The 16348-nt window shown below is 70.6% G+C and carries 13 protein-coding genes; 5 read left to right on the top strand and 8 right to left on the bottom strand.

Annotation, left to right across the window (positions count from 1 at the left end; all coding sequences use genetic code 11):
* Window positions 1-18: 18 nt before the first annotated feature.
* A complete protein-coding gene (corA, locus tag LMU33_RS07850) occupies window positions 19-1014 on the bottom strand; it encodes a magnesium/cobalt transporter CorA (RefSeq protein ID WP_228618623.1) in 996 nt (331 codons plus the stop codon).
* Between the two features lie 62 nt (window positions 1015-1076).
* Here corA and LMU33_RS07855 point away from each other — a divergent pair, with 62 nt between their 5' ends.
* The 4 genes from LMU33_RS07855 to mshC all read left to right on the top strand — a co-directional run bounded on the left by LMU33_RS07855 (window position 1077) and on the right by mshC (window position 4601).
* Entirely contained in the window at window positions 1077-1763 is a 687-nt protein-coding gene (locus LMU33_RS07855) for a histidine phosphatase family protein (RefSeq protein WP_228618625.1), read from the top strand.
* A 112-nt stretch (window positions 1764-1875) separates the two neighbouring features.
* Complete coding sequence (locus tag LMU33_RS07860) at window positions 1876-2466, top strand: DUF3090 domain-containing protein (RefSeq protein WP_228618626.1); 591 nt, start codon at window positions 1876-1878, stop codon at window positions 2464-2466.
* Entirely contained in the window at window positions 2430-3269 is an 840-nt protein-coding gene (locus LMU33_RS07865; RefSeq protein ID WP_228618628.1) for an SCO1664 family protein, read from the top strand. The genes LMU33_RS07860 and LMU33_RS07865 overlap by 37 nt, the downstream gene beginning before the upstream one ends.
* 102 nt (window positions 3270-3371) lie before the next feature.
* Entirely contained in the window at window positions 3372-4601 is a 1230-nt protein-coding gene (mshC, locus tag LMU33_RS07870; RefSeq protein WP_228618629.1) for a cysteine--1-D-myo-inosityl 2-amino-2-deoxy-alpha-D-glucopyranoside ligase, read from the top strand.
* 86 nt (window positions 4602-4687) lie between these two features.
* Here the strand turns inward: mshC and LMU33_RS07875 are convergent, their stop codons facing one another.
* The 7 genes from LMU33_RS07875 to LMU33_RS07905 all read right to left on the bottom strand — a co-directional run bounded on the left by LMU33_RS07875 (window position 4688) and on the right by LMU33_RS07905 (window position 12406).
* Complete coding sequence (locus LMU33_RS07875) at window positions 4688-5608, bottom strand: PAC2 family protein (protein WP_228618631.1); 921 nt, start codon at window positions 5606-5608, stop codon at window positions 4688-4690.
* A gap of 175 nt (window positions 5609-5783) precedes the next feature.
* Entirely contained in the window at window positions 5784-6455 is a 672-nt protein-coding gene (locus tag LMU33_RS07880; RefSeq protein WP_228618633.1) for a FadR/GntR family transcriptional regulator, read from the bottom strand.
* Between the two features lie 44 nt (window positions 6456-6499).
* On the bottom strand, window positions 6500-7045 hold the full coding sequence (locus LMU33_RS07885) for an SMI1/KNR4 family protein (RefSeq protein WP_228618634.1): 546 nt from the start codon (window positions 7043-7045) through the stop codon (window positions 6500-6502).
* A gap of 166 nt (window positions 7046-7211) precedes the next feature.
* On the bottom strand, window positions 7212-8828 hold the full coding sequence (locus LMU33_RS07890) for a glycerol-3-phosphate dehydrogenase/oxidase (protein WP_228618636.1): 1617 nt from the start codon (window positions 8826-8828) through the stop codon (window positions 7212-7214).
* Window positions 8829-8876: 48 nt separating this feature from the next.
* Window positions 8877-10415, bottom strand: coding sequence for a glycerol kinase GlpK (gene glpK, locus LMU33_RS07895; RefSeq protein WP_228618637.1), 1539 nt, complete (start codon window positions 10413-10415; stop codon window positions 8877-8879).
* A gap of 65 nt (window positions 10416-10480) precedes the next feature.
* Window positions 10481-11275 carry an MIP/aquaporin family protein gene (locus LMU33_RS07900; protein ID WP_228618639.1) on the bottom strand — a complete coding sequence of 265 codons (795 nt, stop codon included), beginning with the start codon at window positions 11273-11275 and terminating at the stop codon, window positions 10481-10483.
* Window positions 11276-11641: 366 nt separating this feature from the next.
* Window positions 11642-12406: an IclR family transcriptional regulator gene (locus LMU33_RS07905; protein ID WP_228618640.1), complete on the bottom strand. Its 765-nt coding sequence runs from the start codon at window positions 12404-12406 to the stop codon at window positions 11642-11644.
* Window positions 12407-12687: 281 nt separating this feature from the next.
* Here LMU33_RS07905 and metH point away from each other — a divergent pair, with 281 nt between their 5' ends.
* Window positions 12688-16200 carry a methionine synthase gene (metH, locus tag LMU33_RS07910; RefSeq protein ID WP_228618642.1) on the top strand — a complete coding sequence of 1171 codons (3513 nt, stop codon included), beginning with the start codon at window positions 12688-12690 and terminating at the stop codon, window positions 16198-16200.
* Window positions 16201-16348: the final 148 nt, after the last annotated feature.

The raw sequence follows: 16348 nt of genomic DNA on the forward strand, positions 1-16348 counted from the left end.
ACGTCGGCGGCGAAAAGCTCACAGCCAGCCGCGATGCTTGAACAGGCGGTACAGCAGCACCTCCAGAGCGGCCATCGCCAGGATCACCGCCGGATACGACCACAGCCAGTGCAGCTCCGGCATGTGGTCGAAGTTCATGCCATAGATCCCCGCGATCATCGTGGGGACCGCGGCCATCGCCGCCCACGCGGAGATCTTCCGCATGTCGTCGTTCTGCCGCACGCTCATCTGCGCCAGATGCGCCGACAGGACGTCCGACACCAGCCGGTCCAGGGCCTCCACCGACTCGTTCACACGCGTCAGGTGGTCGCCCACGTCCCGGAAGAACGGGCGCGCCTTGTCGTTCACGAACGGCACCGAGGCGCCCAGCGGTGCGGTGCCGGCCAGCCGGGTCAGCGGCAGCGCCAGCGGGCCGGTGGCCCGGCGGAACTCCAGGACCTGCCGTTTGAAGCCGTAGATCCGGGACGCGGTGCCCCGCGAGCCGCCGCCCTCCGGCAGGAACACCTCCGCCTCCAGCTCCTCCAGGTCGTTCCCCAGTTCCGTCGCCACCTCCAGATAGTGGTCGACGACGGCGTCGGAGATCGCGTACAGCACGGCGGTCGGGCCCTTGTCGAGCATCTCCGGCTCCTCCTCCAGCCGGCGCCTCACGGCGGCCAGCGGCGAGCCCTCGCCGTGGCGCACGGTGACCACGAAACAGGCGCCGACGAAGACCATGATCTCGCCCGACGAGACGGAATCGCTCTCGGTCTCGTACACGACCGGTTTCAGCACCATGAACAGCGAGTCGTCGTACACCTCGAGCTTGGGCCGCTGATGCGCGTTCAGCGCGTCCTCGACCGCCAGCGGATGCAGCCCGAACTCCTGGGTGACCAGGTCGAACTCCCGCTCGGACGGCTCGTACAGGCCGATCCACACGAACCCGCCCTCGGCCTGCGCCTCGGCGAGCGCGTCGGACAGGTCCTCCGGCCCCTCGGTGCGGAGCCCGTGCCGGTAGATGGCGCAGTCGACGATCACGGAGCGCATTCTCCCTTCGCCCGGTCAGCAGTGCATGTGCTGATACGCCTACCCTGGGCCGCATGCCCACGCTGATCCTCGTCAGGCACGGACGTTCCACCGCCAACACCTCCGGTGTGCTCGCCGGCTGGACGCCAGGCGTCACCCTGGACGAGCGCGGCGCCGCCCAGGCCGCCGCGCTCCCCGGCCGGCTCGCCGCACTGCCGATCTCCGAGGTCGTCACGAGCCCCCTGGAGCGCTGCCAGGAGACCGTACGGCCGCTGCTCGAGGCCCGCCCCGGACTGCGCGCCCACACCGACGAGCGGATCGGGGAGTGCCACTACGGCGACTGGTCCGGCCGCAAGCTCGCCGAGCTCAAGGACGAGCCGCTGATGGAGGTCGTCCAGGCCCACCCGTCGGCCGCCGCCTTCCCCGGCGGCGAGTCCATGCGCGCCATGCAGACCCGCGCCGCCGAGGCCGTACGCGAGTGGAACGCGCGCGTGGAGCGCGAGCACGGCGCCGACGCCGTCTACCTCATGTGCTCCCACGGTGACATCATCAAATCCCTGGTGGCCGACGCCCTCGGACTCCACCTCGACCTCTTCCAGCGGATCTCCGTGGAACCGTGTTCCGTCACCGCGATCCGCTACACCCGGCTGCGGCCGTTTCTCGTTCGCCTCGGCGACACCGGGGATTTCGCTTCGCTCTTCCCGCGCGAGGAACCTGGTGAGGGCGACGCACCGGTCGGAGGTGGTGCGGGCGCACCGTGATCGTCGGCCGCAGTAGGGTGAAGCGATCCGCACAGTCGCGTATCCGTGGGCGGCCCGCACCGCTGAAACCTACGAACCAACTCTCCGCACTCACTCTCAATGGAGACAGGACGTGTCCCGTCAGGTGTTCCTCTACGACCCGCCGGACCGCTTCGTGGCCGGCACGGTCGGACTGCCCGGACGCCGTACGTTCTTCCTCCAGGCCACCGCAGGCTCCCGGGTGACCAGCGTGGCTCTGGAGAAGACCCAGGTGGCCGCGCTCGCCGAGCGCATGGACGAACTGCTCGACGAGGTCGTACGGCGCAGTGGCGGCAGCGCCGCCGTCCCCGCCATGGCGCCCACCGAGATCGCCGACACAGCACCGCTGGAGACCCCCATCGAGGAGGAGTTCCGCGTCGGTACCATGGCGCTGGCCTGGGACGGCGAGGAACAGCGCATGATCGTCGAGGCGCAGGCCCTGGTGGAGCTGGACGCCGACACCGAGGAGGACCTCGCCGAGGCCGAGGAGCGGCTGCTGCAGGACGAGGAGAACGGGCCCCCGATGCTGCGGGTCCGGCTGACCGGCGCGCAGGCACGGGCCTTCGCCAAGCGCGCCCTCGACGTCGTCAACGCCGGGCGGCCGCCGTGCCCGCTGTGCAGCCTCCCGCTCGATCCGGAAGGACACGTATGTCCGCGCCAGAACGGATACCGCCGCGGAGCGTGACGCCCACCGACGCCGCAGCCGACTCGGCCGCCGCCGAGCTGCTCGCGCAAGGTGAGCTGACCGTGCGCGGACGGATCCGCGAGGCGTCCAACGCCGCGCTGTTCTGCACCATCGCCCTCGACGGCCGGGAAGCCTCCTGCATCTACAAGCCGGTGGCCGGGGAGCGCCCGCTGTGGGACTTCCCCGACGGCACGCTGGCCGCCCGCGAGGTGGCCGCCTACGAGGTCTCCGAGGCCACCGGCTGGGGGCTGGTCCCGCCGACCGTGCTGCGCGACGGGCCGTACGGCGAGGGCATGTGCCAGCTGTGGATCGACGTCCAGGCCGAGGCCGAGCTGCTCGCCCTGGTCGAGGCGGAGGAACCGGAGCCGGGCTGGAAGGCGATCGGCCTGGCCGAGGTCGGCGAGGGCCGCACCGCGCTCCTCGTGCACGCCGACGACGAGCGGCTGCGCCGGCTCGCCGTCCTCGACGCCGTGATCAACAACGCCGACCGCAAGGGGGGTCATCTGCTGCCCACCACCGACGGCCGGCTCTACGGCATCGACCACGGCGTCACCTTCAACGTCGAGAACAAGCTGCGCACGCTGCTGTGGGGCTGGGCCGGGGAGCAGCTGACCACCGAGGCCCTCGACGCCCTCCGGACACTGCGGGAGGCCTTGAGCGCGCCGCTGGCCGAACGGCTGACCGCCCTGATCACCCCGGCCGAGATCCACGCCACACGCGCGCGTGTCGAGGCGTTGCTCACCACGGGAGTGCACCCGGAGCCCAACGGCGAGTGGCCCGCCATCCCCTGGCCGCCGGTGTGAGCCTGCTCAGCACATCGCGCGCCGATGCACAAGACCGCACAACCGGCCATCCGGCGCGATCCCGTTCGTATACGCAGCTCGTGGCCGGTTAGGCTCATGTACATGCATGCCTGGCCCGCTTCCGAGGTCCCCGCCCTGCCTGGTCAGGGCCGCGACCTGAGGATCCACGACACCGCGACCGGCGGCCTCGTCACCCTCGACCCCGGTCCCGTCGCCCGTATCTACGTCTGCGGCATCACCCCGTACGACGCCACCCACCTGGGGCACGCGGCGACCTACAACGCGTTCGACCTCGTTCAGCGCGTGTGGCTCGACACCAAGCGGCAGGTCCACTACGTCCAGAACGTCACCGACGTCGACGATCCGCTGCTGGAGCGCGCGGAGCGGGACGGCGTCGACTGGGTCGCCCTCGCCGAGAAGGAGACGGCCCTCTTCCGCGAGGACATGACCGCCCTCAGGATGCTCCCGCCGCAGCACTACATAGGCGCGGTGGAGGCGATACCCGGCATCGTCCCGCTCGTGGAGCGGCTGCGCGAGATCGGCGCGGCCTACGAGCTGGAGGGCGACATCTACTTCTCCGTCGAGTCCGACCCGCACTTCGGGCAGGTCTCGAACCTCGACGCGGCCGCCATGCGGCTGCTGTCCGCCGAGCGCGGCGGCGACCCGGACCGTCCGGGCAAGAAGAACCCGCTGGACCCGATGCTGTGGATGGCGGCCCGCGAGGGCGAGCCCAGCTGGGACGGCGGCACCCTTGGCCGGGGCCGGCCCGGCTGGCACATCGAGTGCGTGGCCATCGCCCTCGACCACCTCGGCATGGGCTTCGACGTCCAGGGCGGCGGCTCGGACCTCGCCTTCCCGCACCACGAGATGGGCGCCTCGCACGCCCAGGTGCTCACCGGCGAGTTCCCCATGGCCAAGGCCTACGTCCACGCCGGCATGGTCGCCCTGCACGGCGAGAAGATGTCGAAGTCCAAGGGCAACCTCGTCTTCGTCTCGAAGCTGCGCCGAGACGGCGTCGACCCTGCCGCCATCCGCCTGGCCCTCCTCTCCCACCACTACCGCGCCGACTGGGAGTGGACCGACCAGGTCCTCCAGGACGCCGTGGCCCGCCTCGCACGCTGGCGCTCGGCCGTCTCCCGCCCCGACGGCCCGCCCGCCGGCACCCTGGTCGAGGAGATCCGCGAGGCCCTGTCCAACGACCTCGACGCCCCCGCCGCCCTCGCGGCGGTGGACCGCTGGGCGGCCCGGCAGGAGCAGGACGGCGGCACGGACACGGGCGCACCGGGCGTCGTCACGCGTGCCGTGGACGCGCTGCTCGGGGTGGCCCTGTGAACACCGTGAGGCCGGGCGCCCGGTAGGGGGCGCGGGAACAGAAGAAGGGGCGCTTCCCGACACGGGAAGCGCCCCTTCGCCGTACCTCAGTCCTCCGAACCGTCCTCGTCATCCTCCTTGGCCCCGCCGCCGGAGGCAGGGGGCCGCGGTTTCCCGCCCGGAGGGCTCACGTCCCGGCGTCGCAGATACCGTTCGAACTCGCGGGCGATCGCCTCACCCGACGCCTCCGGCAGCTCCGCGGTGTCCCGCGCCTCCTCCAGCGTCTGGACGTACTCGGCGACCTCGCTGTCCTCGGCGGCCAGCTGGTCCACGCCCACCTGCCAGGCACGGGCGTCCTCCGGCAGCTCCCCCTGCGGGATGCGCAGGTCCAGCAGGTCCTCCAGCCGGTTGAGCAGCGCCAGCGTGGCCTTCGGGTTCGGCGGCTGGGAGACGTAGTGCGGTACGGCCGCCCACAGCGACACCGCCGGGACGCCGGCGTGCGTGCAGGCCTCCTGCAGGACGCCGACGATGCCCGTCGGGCCCTCGTACTTGGTCTCCTCCAGGTCCATCCGCTGGGCCAGGTCCGGGTCGGACGTCACCCCGCTGACCGGCACGGGACGCGTGTGCGGGGTGTCACCGAGCAGGGCGCCCAGGATGACCACCAGCTCCACGCCGAGCTCGTGCGCGAAGCCCAGCAGCTCGTTGCAGAACGAGCGCCAGCGCATGGACGGTTCGATGCCGCGCACCAGCACCAGGTCACGCGGCTTCTCACCGCCGACCCGCACCACCGACAGCCTTGTCGTCGGCCAGGTGATCTTGCGCACACCGGCGTCCATGAACACCGTGGGCCGGTTCACCTGGAAGTCGTAGTAGTCCTCGGCGTCCAGCGCCGCGAACACCTCGCCCTTCCATTCGCGTTCCAGATGCGCGACCGCCGTGGAGGCGGCGTCGCCGGCATCGTTCCAGCCCTCGAACGCGGCCACCATGACTGGGTCGATCAGCTCGGGAACCCCCTCCAGCTCGATCACCCAGTGCCTCCTTCCGACGTGCCCTCGCTTGACTCACCAACCTTACGGCGTCCGGCGGGGGCGCCCGCAGCCCCCTTGCGTGGGCCAGTGACCGGATCACTGCCCCGTTCGCCACTGTGGAACACCCCCCGTCAACCCGGAGCCCGACCGGACCGGCACAGGCGTTTGCCCATGCTCACAGGGTGCTGCGCAGCCACTGCTCCACGCTCGCGATGTGCACGGTCGCCCAGGAGCGGGCCGCCTCCGCGTCCCGGTCGCGCAGCGCGGACAGGATCGCCCGGTGCTCGCGAAGGGTGCGGCCGACCGCGTCCTCCTGGGTGAGACCCCGCCAGATCCGGGCCCGGGTGGTCGGCCCCGACAGGCCGTCCAGCAGCGAGCACAGCACCGAGTTGCCGGCGCCGCGCACGATGCCGCGATGGAACTCCAGGTCGGCGGCGACCAGCTCCTCCACCGAGGGCTGGTCGCCGAGGGCCTCCAACTGGGCGGACAGCGCGTCCAGTTGCTGTTCGCCGATCCGGAAGGCCGCCATCGCGGTCGCGGCCGGCTCCAGGATCCGGCGCACCGCGAGGAACTCCAGCACGGTGTCGTCGCGGTGGAAGTCCACGACGAAGCTCAGCGCCTCCAGCAGCAGTTGCGGATCGAGACTCGTGACGTACGTGCCGTCTCCCTGCCGCACGTCCAGGATCCGGATCAGCGACAGCGCCCGTACGGCCTCCCGCAGCGAGTTGCGCGACAGTCCCAGCTCGGCGGCCAGCTCGCTCTCCTTGGGCAACCGGTCCCCGGGCCGCAGCGCACCGGAGACGATCATGCCCTTGATCTTCTCGATCGCCTCATCGGTGACTGCCATGACCGGCCTCCCTGGTCGCCAGACATCGGATGTCTCAGCGGCCATTATGCGGGCGCGGCGTCGAACCACTCCCTGCCGTCCGCCCAGTGCCGCACCCAGCCGGCGAAGCCGGGCTCGCCGGCGGTGTGACCGAACTCCGCCCCGAAGGGCACCGCTCCCTCACCGGTGATCTGCCATATGTGACCCCGGTGCGGGCCCGTGACGATCAGGTGCCAGTCCATGCCGCAGCCGTCGGTCCCCAGCCGCAGGGAACCGTCGTGGGCCACCCGCTCGATCACGGGCTCGGGGTCCTCGTACGGGCCGTCGTCGTCCTCCCACACCCAGGCCCGGGTGAGCGGGAACGGCTCGGCGAGCCGCTGGTGCTCTGCGCCCCCGCGCAGCCCGGCCATCCCGTACTCCGGCGGCCCCTGCAAGGACCCGTCGGTCGCCTCGGCCACGAACGTCCGGTACGGCTCGGGCAGCACCACGCGGTGCTCCGCCTCGAAGGCGTGCACGGCCGCCCAGCCGAGGGCGGACGCGCCGCCGTCGTCCACCGCGAAGGCCTCCCGCAGAGCCGCCAGTTCGGCGGGATCCGCTTGATCGTTGTTCATGCCCCCATGGAAGCACCCGGCACTGACAACGCCCCCCGGGCAGGCGAGAGGGGCGGCCCCATCGGCGTGGGGCCGCCCCTCTCGGTCGTCCGGACCCGGTGCGGCGGTCCGGCGCTGCGGAGGCGGCCGGTCCCGGTCAGGGAAACGGACCGGACGCCACCGAGGCCTACTTCTTGTCGAGCAGGTCCTGCACCTTCGCGCGGACCTCGTCCGTGGCCAGGCCCCGGATGGTCAGCGTGGTGCGGCGGCGCAGCACGTCGTCCGGCGTCTCGGCCCACTCGTGGTCACGGGCCCAGACGACCTGCGCCCAGATCTCCGGCGCGTCGGGGTGGACACGCTCGGCCAGCTCCGGGTCGTCGTTCGCCAGGCGGGCGATGTCGAAGGCCAGGGAGCCGTAGTGGGTGGCCAGGTGCCTGGCGGTGTCGGCGGCCATGCGCGGACCCGGAGCCGGCCGGTCCACCAGCAGACGGTGGGCGACGGCGCGCGGGTTGGCGACACCGGGCAGCGGCAGCTTCTTCGGCAGCGAGGAGATGGGCTCGAAGTCGTCGCCCAGGGGGTGGCCCGGCAGCGCCTCCAGCTTCTGCATCACCGTACGGCCGATGTGCCGGAAGGTGGTCCACTTGCCGCCCGCGACGGACAGCATGCCGCCCTTGCCCTCGGTCACCACGGTCTCGCGCTTGGCCTTGGCGGTGTCCCCGGGGCCGCCCGGCAGCACCCGCAGGCCGGCGAAGGCGTAGGTGATCAGGTCGCGCTGGAGCTGCTGGTCCCGGACGGAGAACGCGGCCTCGTCCAGGATCTGCGCTATGTCCTTGTCGTTGACGGACACGTCCGCCGGGTCGCCCTCGTACTCCTCGTCGGTGGTGCCGAGCAGCAGCATGTCCTCCCAGGGGAGGGCGAAGGTGATGCGGTACTTGTCGATCGGGGTCGCGAGCGCGGCCTTCCAGGGGGAGGTGCGCTTCAGGACCAGGTGCGCGCCCTTGGACAGGCGGATGGACGGTGCCGCGTTCGGGTCCTCCATCCGGCGCAGGTGGTCGACCCAGGGGCCGGTCGCATTCAGCACCAGGCGGGCGTTGACCCCGAACTCCTCGCCGGACAGGCGGTCCTTGAGCTCGGCGCCGGTGACCCGGCCGTTGGTGAAGCGCAGGCCGGCGACCTCGGCGTGGTTCAGGACGACCGCGCCCGCCTCGACGGCCGCGCGGACCGTCATCAGCGCCATGCGGGCGTCGTTCATCTGGTCGTCGCCGTACACGGCCACGGCCTTGAGGTTCTCGGTGCGCAGCTCGGGCACGTCCTGCGCCGCCTTGGCGGGGGAGAGCAGGTGGCCCACGCCGTCGCCGAACGCGGAGAGCGCGGAGTAGGCGAACACGCCCGCGCCGAGCTTCGCCGCGCCGTGCGGCCCGCCCTTGTACACGGGGAGGTAGAAGGTGAGCGGGTTCGCCAGGTGGGGGGCCACCTGGCGGGAGACCGCACGGCGCTCGAAGTGGTTCTCCGCCACCAGCTTCACCGCGCCGGTCTGCAGGTAGCGCAGACCGCCGTGGAGCAGCTTGGAGGAGGCGGAGGAGGTGGCACCGGCGAAGTCGCCGGCGTCGACCAGAGCCACCCTCAGGCCGGACTGCGCGGCGTGCCAGGCGGTGGAGATGCCCAGGATGCCGCCGCCGATCACCAGAAGGTCGTACGACGCCTTGGAGAGTTGCTCCCTGGTCTCGGCCCGGCTCGGGTTGGAGCCGGAGGCCGGGTGCGTCCCCAGGGCAGGCACGGAACTCAGGGTGGACTGACTGGTCATGTCGGGTACTTACTCCTCGTCAGAGATGTCTGAGCTGGTGTGGGCCGCTCAGCTCTCGTCCTCGATCCAGCCCATGGTCCGGTCGACGGCCTTGAGCCAGTTCTTGTACTCACGGTCGCGGGTGTCCGCGTCCATCTGGGGGGTCCACTCGGCGGCCCGGCGCCAGTTGGCGCGCAGTTCGTCGGTGCTGGACCAGAAGCCGACGGCGAGACCGGCGGCGTAGGCGGCGCCGAGGCAGGTGGTCTCGGCGACCATCGGGCGCACCACGGGCGCGTCCAGGACGTCGGCGAGGGTCTGCATCAGCAGGTTGTTGGAGGTCATGCCGCCGTCGACCTTCAGGGTCACCAGCTCGTCGCCGGAGTCCTTGACCATGGCGTCGGCGATCTCGCGGGTCTGCCAGGCGGTCGCCTCCAGCACCGCGCGGGCGAGGTGCGCCTTGGTGACGTACCGGGTCAGACCGGCGATCACACCGCGGGCGTCGGAACGCCAGTGCGGGGCGAACAGACCGGAGAAGGCCGGCACGAAGTAGGCGCCGCCGTTGTCCTCGACCGAGAGCGCGAGCGTCTCGATCTCGGCGGCGGTGGAGATCAGGCCCATCTGGTCGCGCATCCACTGCACCAGCGAGCCGGTGACGGCGATCGAGCCCTCCAGGGCGTAGACCGTCGGCTGCTCGCCGATCTTGTAACCGACCGTGGTCAGCAGACCGGCGTAGGAGTTGATGATCTTGTCACCGGTGTTCATCACCATGAAGGTGCCGGTGCCGTAGGTGGACTTGGTCTCGCCCTCGGAGAAGCAGGTCTGGCCGAACAGGGCCGCCTGCTGGTCGCCGAGCGCGGAGGCGACCGGGACGCCGCCGAGCACGTCGCCGAGCTTGCCGCCGGTGACCTCGCCGTAGACCTCGGCGGAGGAGCGGATCTCCGGCAGGATCGCCAGCGGCACGCCGATGGACTCGGCGATCTTCTCGTCCCACTGCATGGTGTGCAGGTTCATCAGCATGGTGCGGGAGGCGTTGGTGACGTCGGTGACGTGCTTGCCGCCGTTGACACCGCCGGTCAGGTTCCAGATGACCCAGGTGTCCATGGTGCCGAAGAGGATGTCGCCGGCCTCGGCGCGCTCCTTCAGGCCGTCGACGTTGTCGAGCAGCCAGCGGGCCTTGGGTCCGGAGAAGTACGAGGCCAGCGGCAGGCCGGTCTCGCGGCGGAAGCGGTCCTGGCCGACGTTGCGGCCCAGCTCCTTGCAGAGGCTGTCGGTGCGGGTGTCCTGCCAGACGAGGGCGTTGTGGACGGGCTCACCGGTGTTCTTGTCCCACAGCACGGTGGTCTCGCGCTGGTTGGTGATGCCGATGGCCTTGATGTCGTCACGGGTGATGCCGGCCTTGGCGATGGCCCCGGCGACAACTTCCTGGACGTTGGTCCAGATCTCGTTGGCGTTGTGCTCGACCCAGCCCGGCTTGGGGAAGATCTGCTCGTGCTCCTTCTGGTCGACGGAGACGATACGGCCGTCCCGGTCGAAGACGATGCAGCGGCTGGAGGTCGTGCCCTGGTCGATCGCGGCGATGAACGGGCCTGCGGTGTGGGCGTCGGTCACTGTGTGCTCCTGAAAGGATCCGTGGTAAGGGGGCTGTCCGTACGGCGCGTGCTTCGAGGCGTTGTCTAGGCGAAGGCGACGTTGTAAATGCCCGCGGCGATGGCGCCGCCGATCAGCGGACCGACGACCGGGACCCAGGCGTAGGCCCAGTCGGAACCGCCCTTGTTGGGCAGCGGCAGCAGGGCGTGCACGATGCGCGGCCCCAGGTCACGGGCCGGGTTGATCGCGTAGCCCGTCGGACCGCCGAGGGACAGACCGATCGACACCACCACGAACGCGGTGATCAGACCGCCGAGGATGCCGAGGCCGTTGCCCTTGTCGTTCAGGCCCTGCGTGAGGACCGCGAGGATCAGCACGACCGTGCCGATGATCTCCGTGGCGAGGTTCTGCGCCGCGTTGCGGATCTCCGGACCGGTGGAGAAGATGCCGAGGACCGGGCCCGCGCCCTTCTCCTGGGCCTCGACCGCCTTGGCCGCGGTGGCCTGCGCGCCGGGACCGCCGACGATCTCCTTGTCGGTCAGGTGGGCGTGGAACTGGCCGTAGTAGGCGACCCACACCAGCGTCGCGCCGATCATCGCGCCGAGCAGCTGGCCGGCGAAGTAGACCGGGACGTTGCTCCAGTCGCTGTTCTTGATGGCGAGAGCCACCGTGACGGCGGGGTTGAGGTGGGCGCCGGACAGCGGTCCGGAGATGTACACGGCCGTCATGACGGCGAAGCCCCACCCGAAGGCGATGGCGAGCCAACCGGCGTTACGGGCCTTGGAGGCCTTCAGCGTGACGGCCGCGCAGACGCCGCCGCCGAGCAGGATGAGTATGGCGGTACCGATGGTCTCGCCGATGAAGATGTCGGAGCTGGACACCCGCGACTCCTTTGTCCTTCGTCCAGGGATAGCCGAACCCCGGGTCCCTCCGGTGGTTCTGCCGCCCTCGGGGGTGAGAGCGATTGCCGGTCCTTGGCGTTGTCACACTCTAGCGCGTATTGCCGGTAGGTGTTCGACAATGCCGACCGATGGACGGGAGTCTTGCTTCGGCGTTACGCATGCGTCAAGAGTTCTGTTATCGAAAACAGGATCGTTATTGATCGCCGCCGGATATCACTCTTCGCGCGCTGACGTGGGCATTGGCCCCATATGTCGGTTTCAGGGTAGGGCGAGAACCGGAACGCCGCCCGGCGTTCCGGTCGTCCCTGGGGGGCCCAGGTGTGCCGTCGAGGGAGCGCCGAGCGCTCAGAACCGTCCCGCGCCCAGGTCCCTGGACACCGCGCGGGCGCAGTCGCGCACCGCCGCGATCAGCTCGGGAAGCAGCTGCCCGTCCCGGCACAGCCGTTCCACGGCTCCGGTGATGCCGACCGCGCCCACGGGCATACGGCGCCGGTCGTGGATGGGCGCGGCGACCGACGCCACGCCCTCCCAGGTCTCCTCGACGTCCGCCGCGTATCCACGCGCGCGTGTGATGTCGAGAAGGTGCTCGAAGTCCTCCATGTCGCACACCGTGCGGTCCGTGAAGGGCTTCCGGTCGGCCTCCAGCGCCTCGCTGTGCGCCACCGGGTCGTAGGCCGACAGCACCTTGCCGAGCGCCGTGGAGTGCAGCGGCTGCATGGCGCCGATCTCCAGCACCTGCCGGCTGTCGTCCGGCCGGAAGACGTGGTGCACGATCAGCACGCCCTGCTGGTGCAGGACCCCCAGATACACGCTCTCCCCGCTGGAACGGGCCAGGTCGTCGGTCCATACCAGGGCCCTGGCCCGCAACTCGTGCACGTCCAGGTACGTGGTGCCCAGGCGCAGCAGCTCCGCGCCCAGCTGGTAGCGCCCGGAGGCGTCGTCCTGCTCCACGAAGCCCTCCTGCTGGAGGGTGCGCAGAATGCCGTGGGCCGTGCCCTTGGCGAGGCCGAGTGACGAGGCGATGTCCGACAGGCCGAGCCGCCGCTCGCCGCCCGCGAGCAACCGCAGCATCGCGGCCGCCCGTTCGAGCGACTGGATGTTCCGTGCCATCGCCGTCCTGCCTCCGTCTTCCTCGACTGCCGCCGGCGGTGCTCGACAACACCGTTCGGCAATGTCGAACACTACCGGTCCATGCCGATCTCCCGCCAATGGTCCGACGGCACTTGTTACATCACACGTGGCCCCACTGTGGGGTACCCGCCACCCGGCGTCCGCCTCGTGGACGCCGGTGCCCATCCAAGCCGACTCCCGGTTAGTCTGGCGCCGTGCGGCCTCCTCGCCTGCCGGGGATACCGCATAGCCGACAGCCGTCGCATCTAGGGAGCCCCTCCATGGCCTCGTTGCCACCGTCCCCTTCCGCCGACAGCCGGACCCGTGCGTCCGCGCTCCGAGAGGCGCTCGCCACACGCGTGGTGGTCGCCGACGGAGCCATGGGCACCATGCTCCAGGCCCAGGAACCCTCACTCGAGGACTTCCAGCAGCTCGAGGGCTGCAACGAGATCCTCAACCTCACCCGCCCCGACATCGTCCGCTCCGTCCACGAGGCGTACTTCGCCGTGGGCGTCGACTGCGTCGAGACCAACACCTTCGGGGCCAACCACTCCGCCCTCGGCGAGTACGACATCTCCGAGCGCGTGTACGAGCTGTCCGAGGCCGGTGCCCGAGTGGCCCGCGAGGTCGCCGACGAGTTCACCGCCCGGGACGGCCGCCCCCGCTGGGTGCTGGGCTCCATCGGCCCCGGCACCAAGCTGCCCACCCTGGGCCACGCCCCCTACACCACCCTGCGCGACGCCTACCAGCGCAACGCGGAAGGCCTGGTCACCGGCGGCGCCGACGCGCTGCTCGTGGAGACCACCCAGGACCTGCTGCAGACCAAGGCCGCCGTCCTCGGCGCCCGCCGGGGCCTTCAGGCCCTCGGCCTGGACCTGCCGGTCATCGTGTCGGTGACCGTCGAGACCACCGGCACCATGCTGCTGGGCTCCGAGATCGGCGCCGCGCTCACCGCGCTGGAGCCGCTCGGCATCGACATGATCGGCCTGAACTGCGCCACCGGCCCGGCCGAGATGAGCGAGCACCTGCGCTACCTCGCCCGCAACGCCCGCGTCCCGCTGTCCTGTATGCCCAACGCGGGCCTGCCCGTCCTCGGCAAGGACGGCGCCCACTACCCGCTGACCGCACCCGAGCTCGCCGACGCCCAGGAGACCTTCGTCCGCGAGTACGGCCTCTCCCTCGTCGGCGGCTGCTGCGGTACGACGCCGGAGCACCTGCGCCAGGTCGTCGAGCGCGTCCGGGACCTGACCCCGACCGAGCGCGATCCGCGCCCCGAGCCCGGGGCCGCCTCCTTGTACCAGACGGTGCCGTTCCGCCAGGACATCTCCTACCTGGCCATCGGCGAGCGGACCAACGCCAACGGCTCGAAGAAGTTCCGTGAGGCCATGCTGGAGGGCCGCTGGGACGACTGTGTGGAGATGGCCCGGGAGCAGATCCGCGAGGGCGCGCACATGCTGGACCTGTGCGTGGACTACGTCGGGCGCGACGGTGTGGCGGACATGGAGGAGCTGGCGGGCCGGTTCGCGACGGCCTCCACGCTGCCGATCGTGCTGGACTCCACCGAGGTCGAGGTCATCCAGGCGGGGCTGGAGAAGCTCGGCGGCCGCGCGGTGATCAACTCGGTGAACTACGAGGACGGTGACGGCCCCGACTCCCGCTTCGCCAGGGTCACCCGACTGGCCCAGGAGCACGGCGCCGCTCTGATCGCCCTCACCATCGACGAGGAGGGCCAGGCCCGCACCCCCGAGAAGAAGGTCGAGATTGCCGAACGGCTGATCGCCGACCTGACCGGGAACTGGGGCATCCGCGAGGAGGACATCCTCATCGACACCCTGACCTTCACCATCTGCACCGGTCAGGAGGAGTCCCGGAAGGACGGCATCGCCACCATCGAGGCGATCCGCGAGCTGAAGCGCCGCCATCCGGATGTGCAGACCACCCTCGGCCTGTCCAACATCTCCTTCGGCCTGAACCCGGCCGCCCGCATCCTGCTCAACAGCGTGTTCCTGGACGAGTGCGTGAAGGCGGGCCTGGACTCGGCGATCGTGCACGCCTCCAAGATCCTGCCGATCGCCCGGTTCAGCGAGGAAGAGGTCGGCACGGCCCTGGACCTCATCCACGACCGGCGGGCCGAGGGCTACGACCCGCTGCAGAAGCTGATGCAGCTCTTCGAGGGTGCCACGGCGAAGTCGCTGAAGGCGGGCAAGGCCGAGGAACTGGCGGCCCTCCCGCTGGAGGAGCGCCTCAAGCGGCGGATCATCGACGGCGAGCGCAACGGCCTGGAGGCCGACCTCGACGAGGCCCTGAAGGACCGCCCGGCGCTGGACATCGTCAACGAGACCCTGCTGGACGGCATGAAGGTCGTCGGCGAACTGTTCGGCTCCGGCCAGATGCAGCTGCCGTTCGTGCTGCAGTCCGCCGAGGTGATGAAGGCGGCCGTCGCCCATCTCGAGCCGCACATGGAGAAGTCGGACGCCGAGGGCAAGGGCACGATCGTGCTGGCGACCGTGCGCGGGGACGTGCACGACATCGGCAAGAACCTGGTCGACATCATCCTGTCGAACAACGGCTACAACGTCGTCAACCTGGGCATCAAGCAGCCGGTCTCCGCGATCCTGGAGGCGGCCGAGGAGCACCGGGCCGATGTGATCGGTATGTCGGGGCTGCTGGTGAAGTCCACGGTGATCATGAAGGAGAACCTGGAGGAGCTGAACCAGCGCGGCCTGAGCGCCCGCTTCCCGGTCATCCTCGGCGGCGCGGCCCTCACCCGTGCCTATGTCGAGCAGGACCTGCACGAGATCTATGACGGCGAGGTCCGCTACGCCCGCGACGCCTTCGAGGGCCTGGGCCTGATGGACGCCCTCATCGGCGTCAAGCGCGGCGTGCCGGGCGCCAAGCTGCCCGAGCTGCGCCAGCGCCGGGTGCGGGCCACCGCCGTCGAGGTCGAGGAACGCCCCGAGGAGGGGCACGTCCGCTCCGACGTCGCCACCGACAACCCGGTGCCGACCCCGCCGTTCTGGGACACCCGGATCGTCAAGGGCATCCAGCTCAAGGAGTACGCGAGCTGGCTCGACGAGGGCGCGCTGTTCAAGGGCCAGTGGGGCCTGAAGCAGGCCCGCACCGGCGAGGGGCCGTCGTACGAGGAACTGGTGGAGAGCGAGGGCCGCCCGCGGCTGCGCGGTCTGCTGGACCGGCTGCAGACGGAGAACCTGCTGGAAGCGGCCGTCGTCTACGGCTACTTCCCCTGCGTGTCCAAGGACGACGACCTGATCATCCTGGACGAGCGGGGCAACGAGCGCACGCGGTTCACCTTCCCGCGCCAGCGCCGCGGCCGCCGGCTGTGCCTGGCCGACTTCTTCCGCCCGGAGGAGTCCGGCGAAACCGACGTCGTAGGCCTCCAGGTCGTCACCGTCGGCTCGCGCATCGGCGAGGAGACCGCGAAGCTCTTCGAGGCCAACTCCTACCGGGACTACCTCGAACTGCACGGCCTGTCCGTCCAGTTGGCGGAGGCGCTCGCCGAGTACTGGCACGCACGCGTCCGCGCGGAACTCGGCTTCGCCGGTGAGGACCCGGCCGACATCGAGGACATGTTCGCCCTGAAGTACCGGGGCGCCCGCTTCTCCCTCGGCTACGGCGCCTGCCCCGACCTGGAGGACCGCGCCAAGATCGCGGACCTGCTCCGGCCGGAGCGGATCGGCGTCCACCTGTCCGAGGAGTTCCAGCTGCACCCCGAGCAGTCCACGGACGCGATCGTGATCCATCATCCGGAGGCGAAGTACTTCAACGCCCGCTGAGCCCTCCGGCGGTTTCGCCCTTGCCGGCTTCGCCGCACACCCACGGCCCTCTGGCCTGCGCCGGGGGTGATCCAAGGGATACCCCCGGCCGCGAGTGATAAACGAGGCGTTTCCGTCGCCGGAGACGTACACTGGTCGGTCCACCAGG

It is taken from the genome of Streptomyces barringtoniae, assembly GCF_020819595.1.
GTDB classification, from domain to species: Bacteria; Actinomycetota; Actinomycetes; order Streptomycetales; family Streptomycetaceae; genus Streptomyces; species Streptomyces barringtoniae.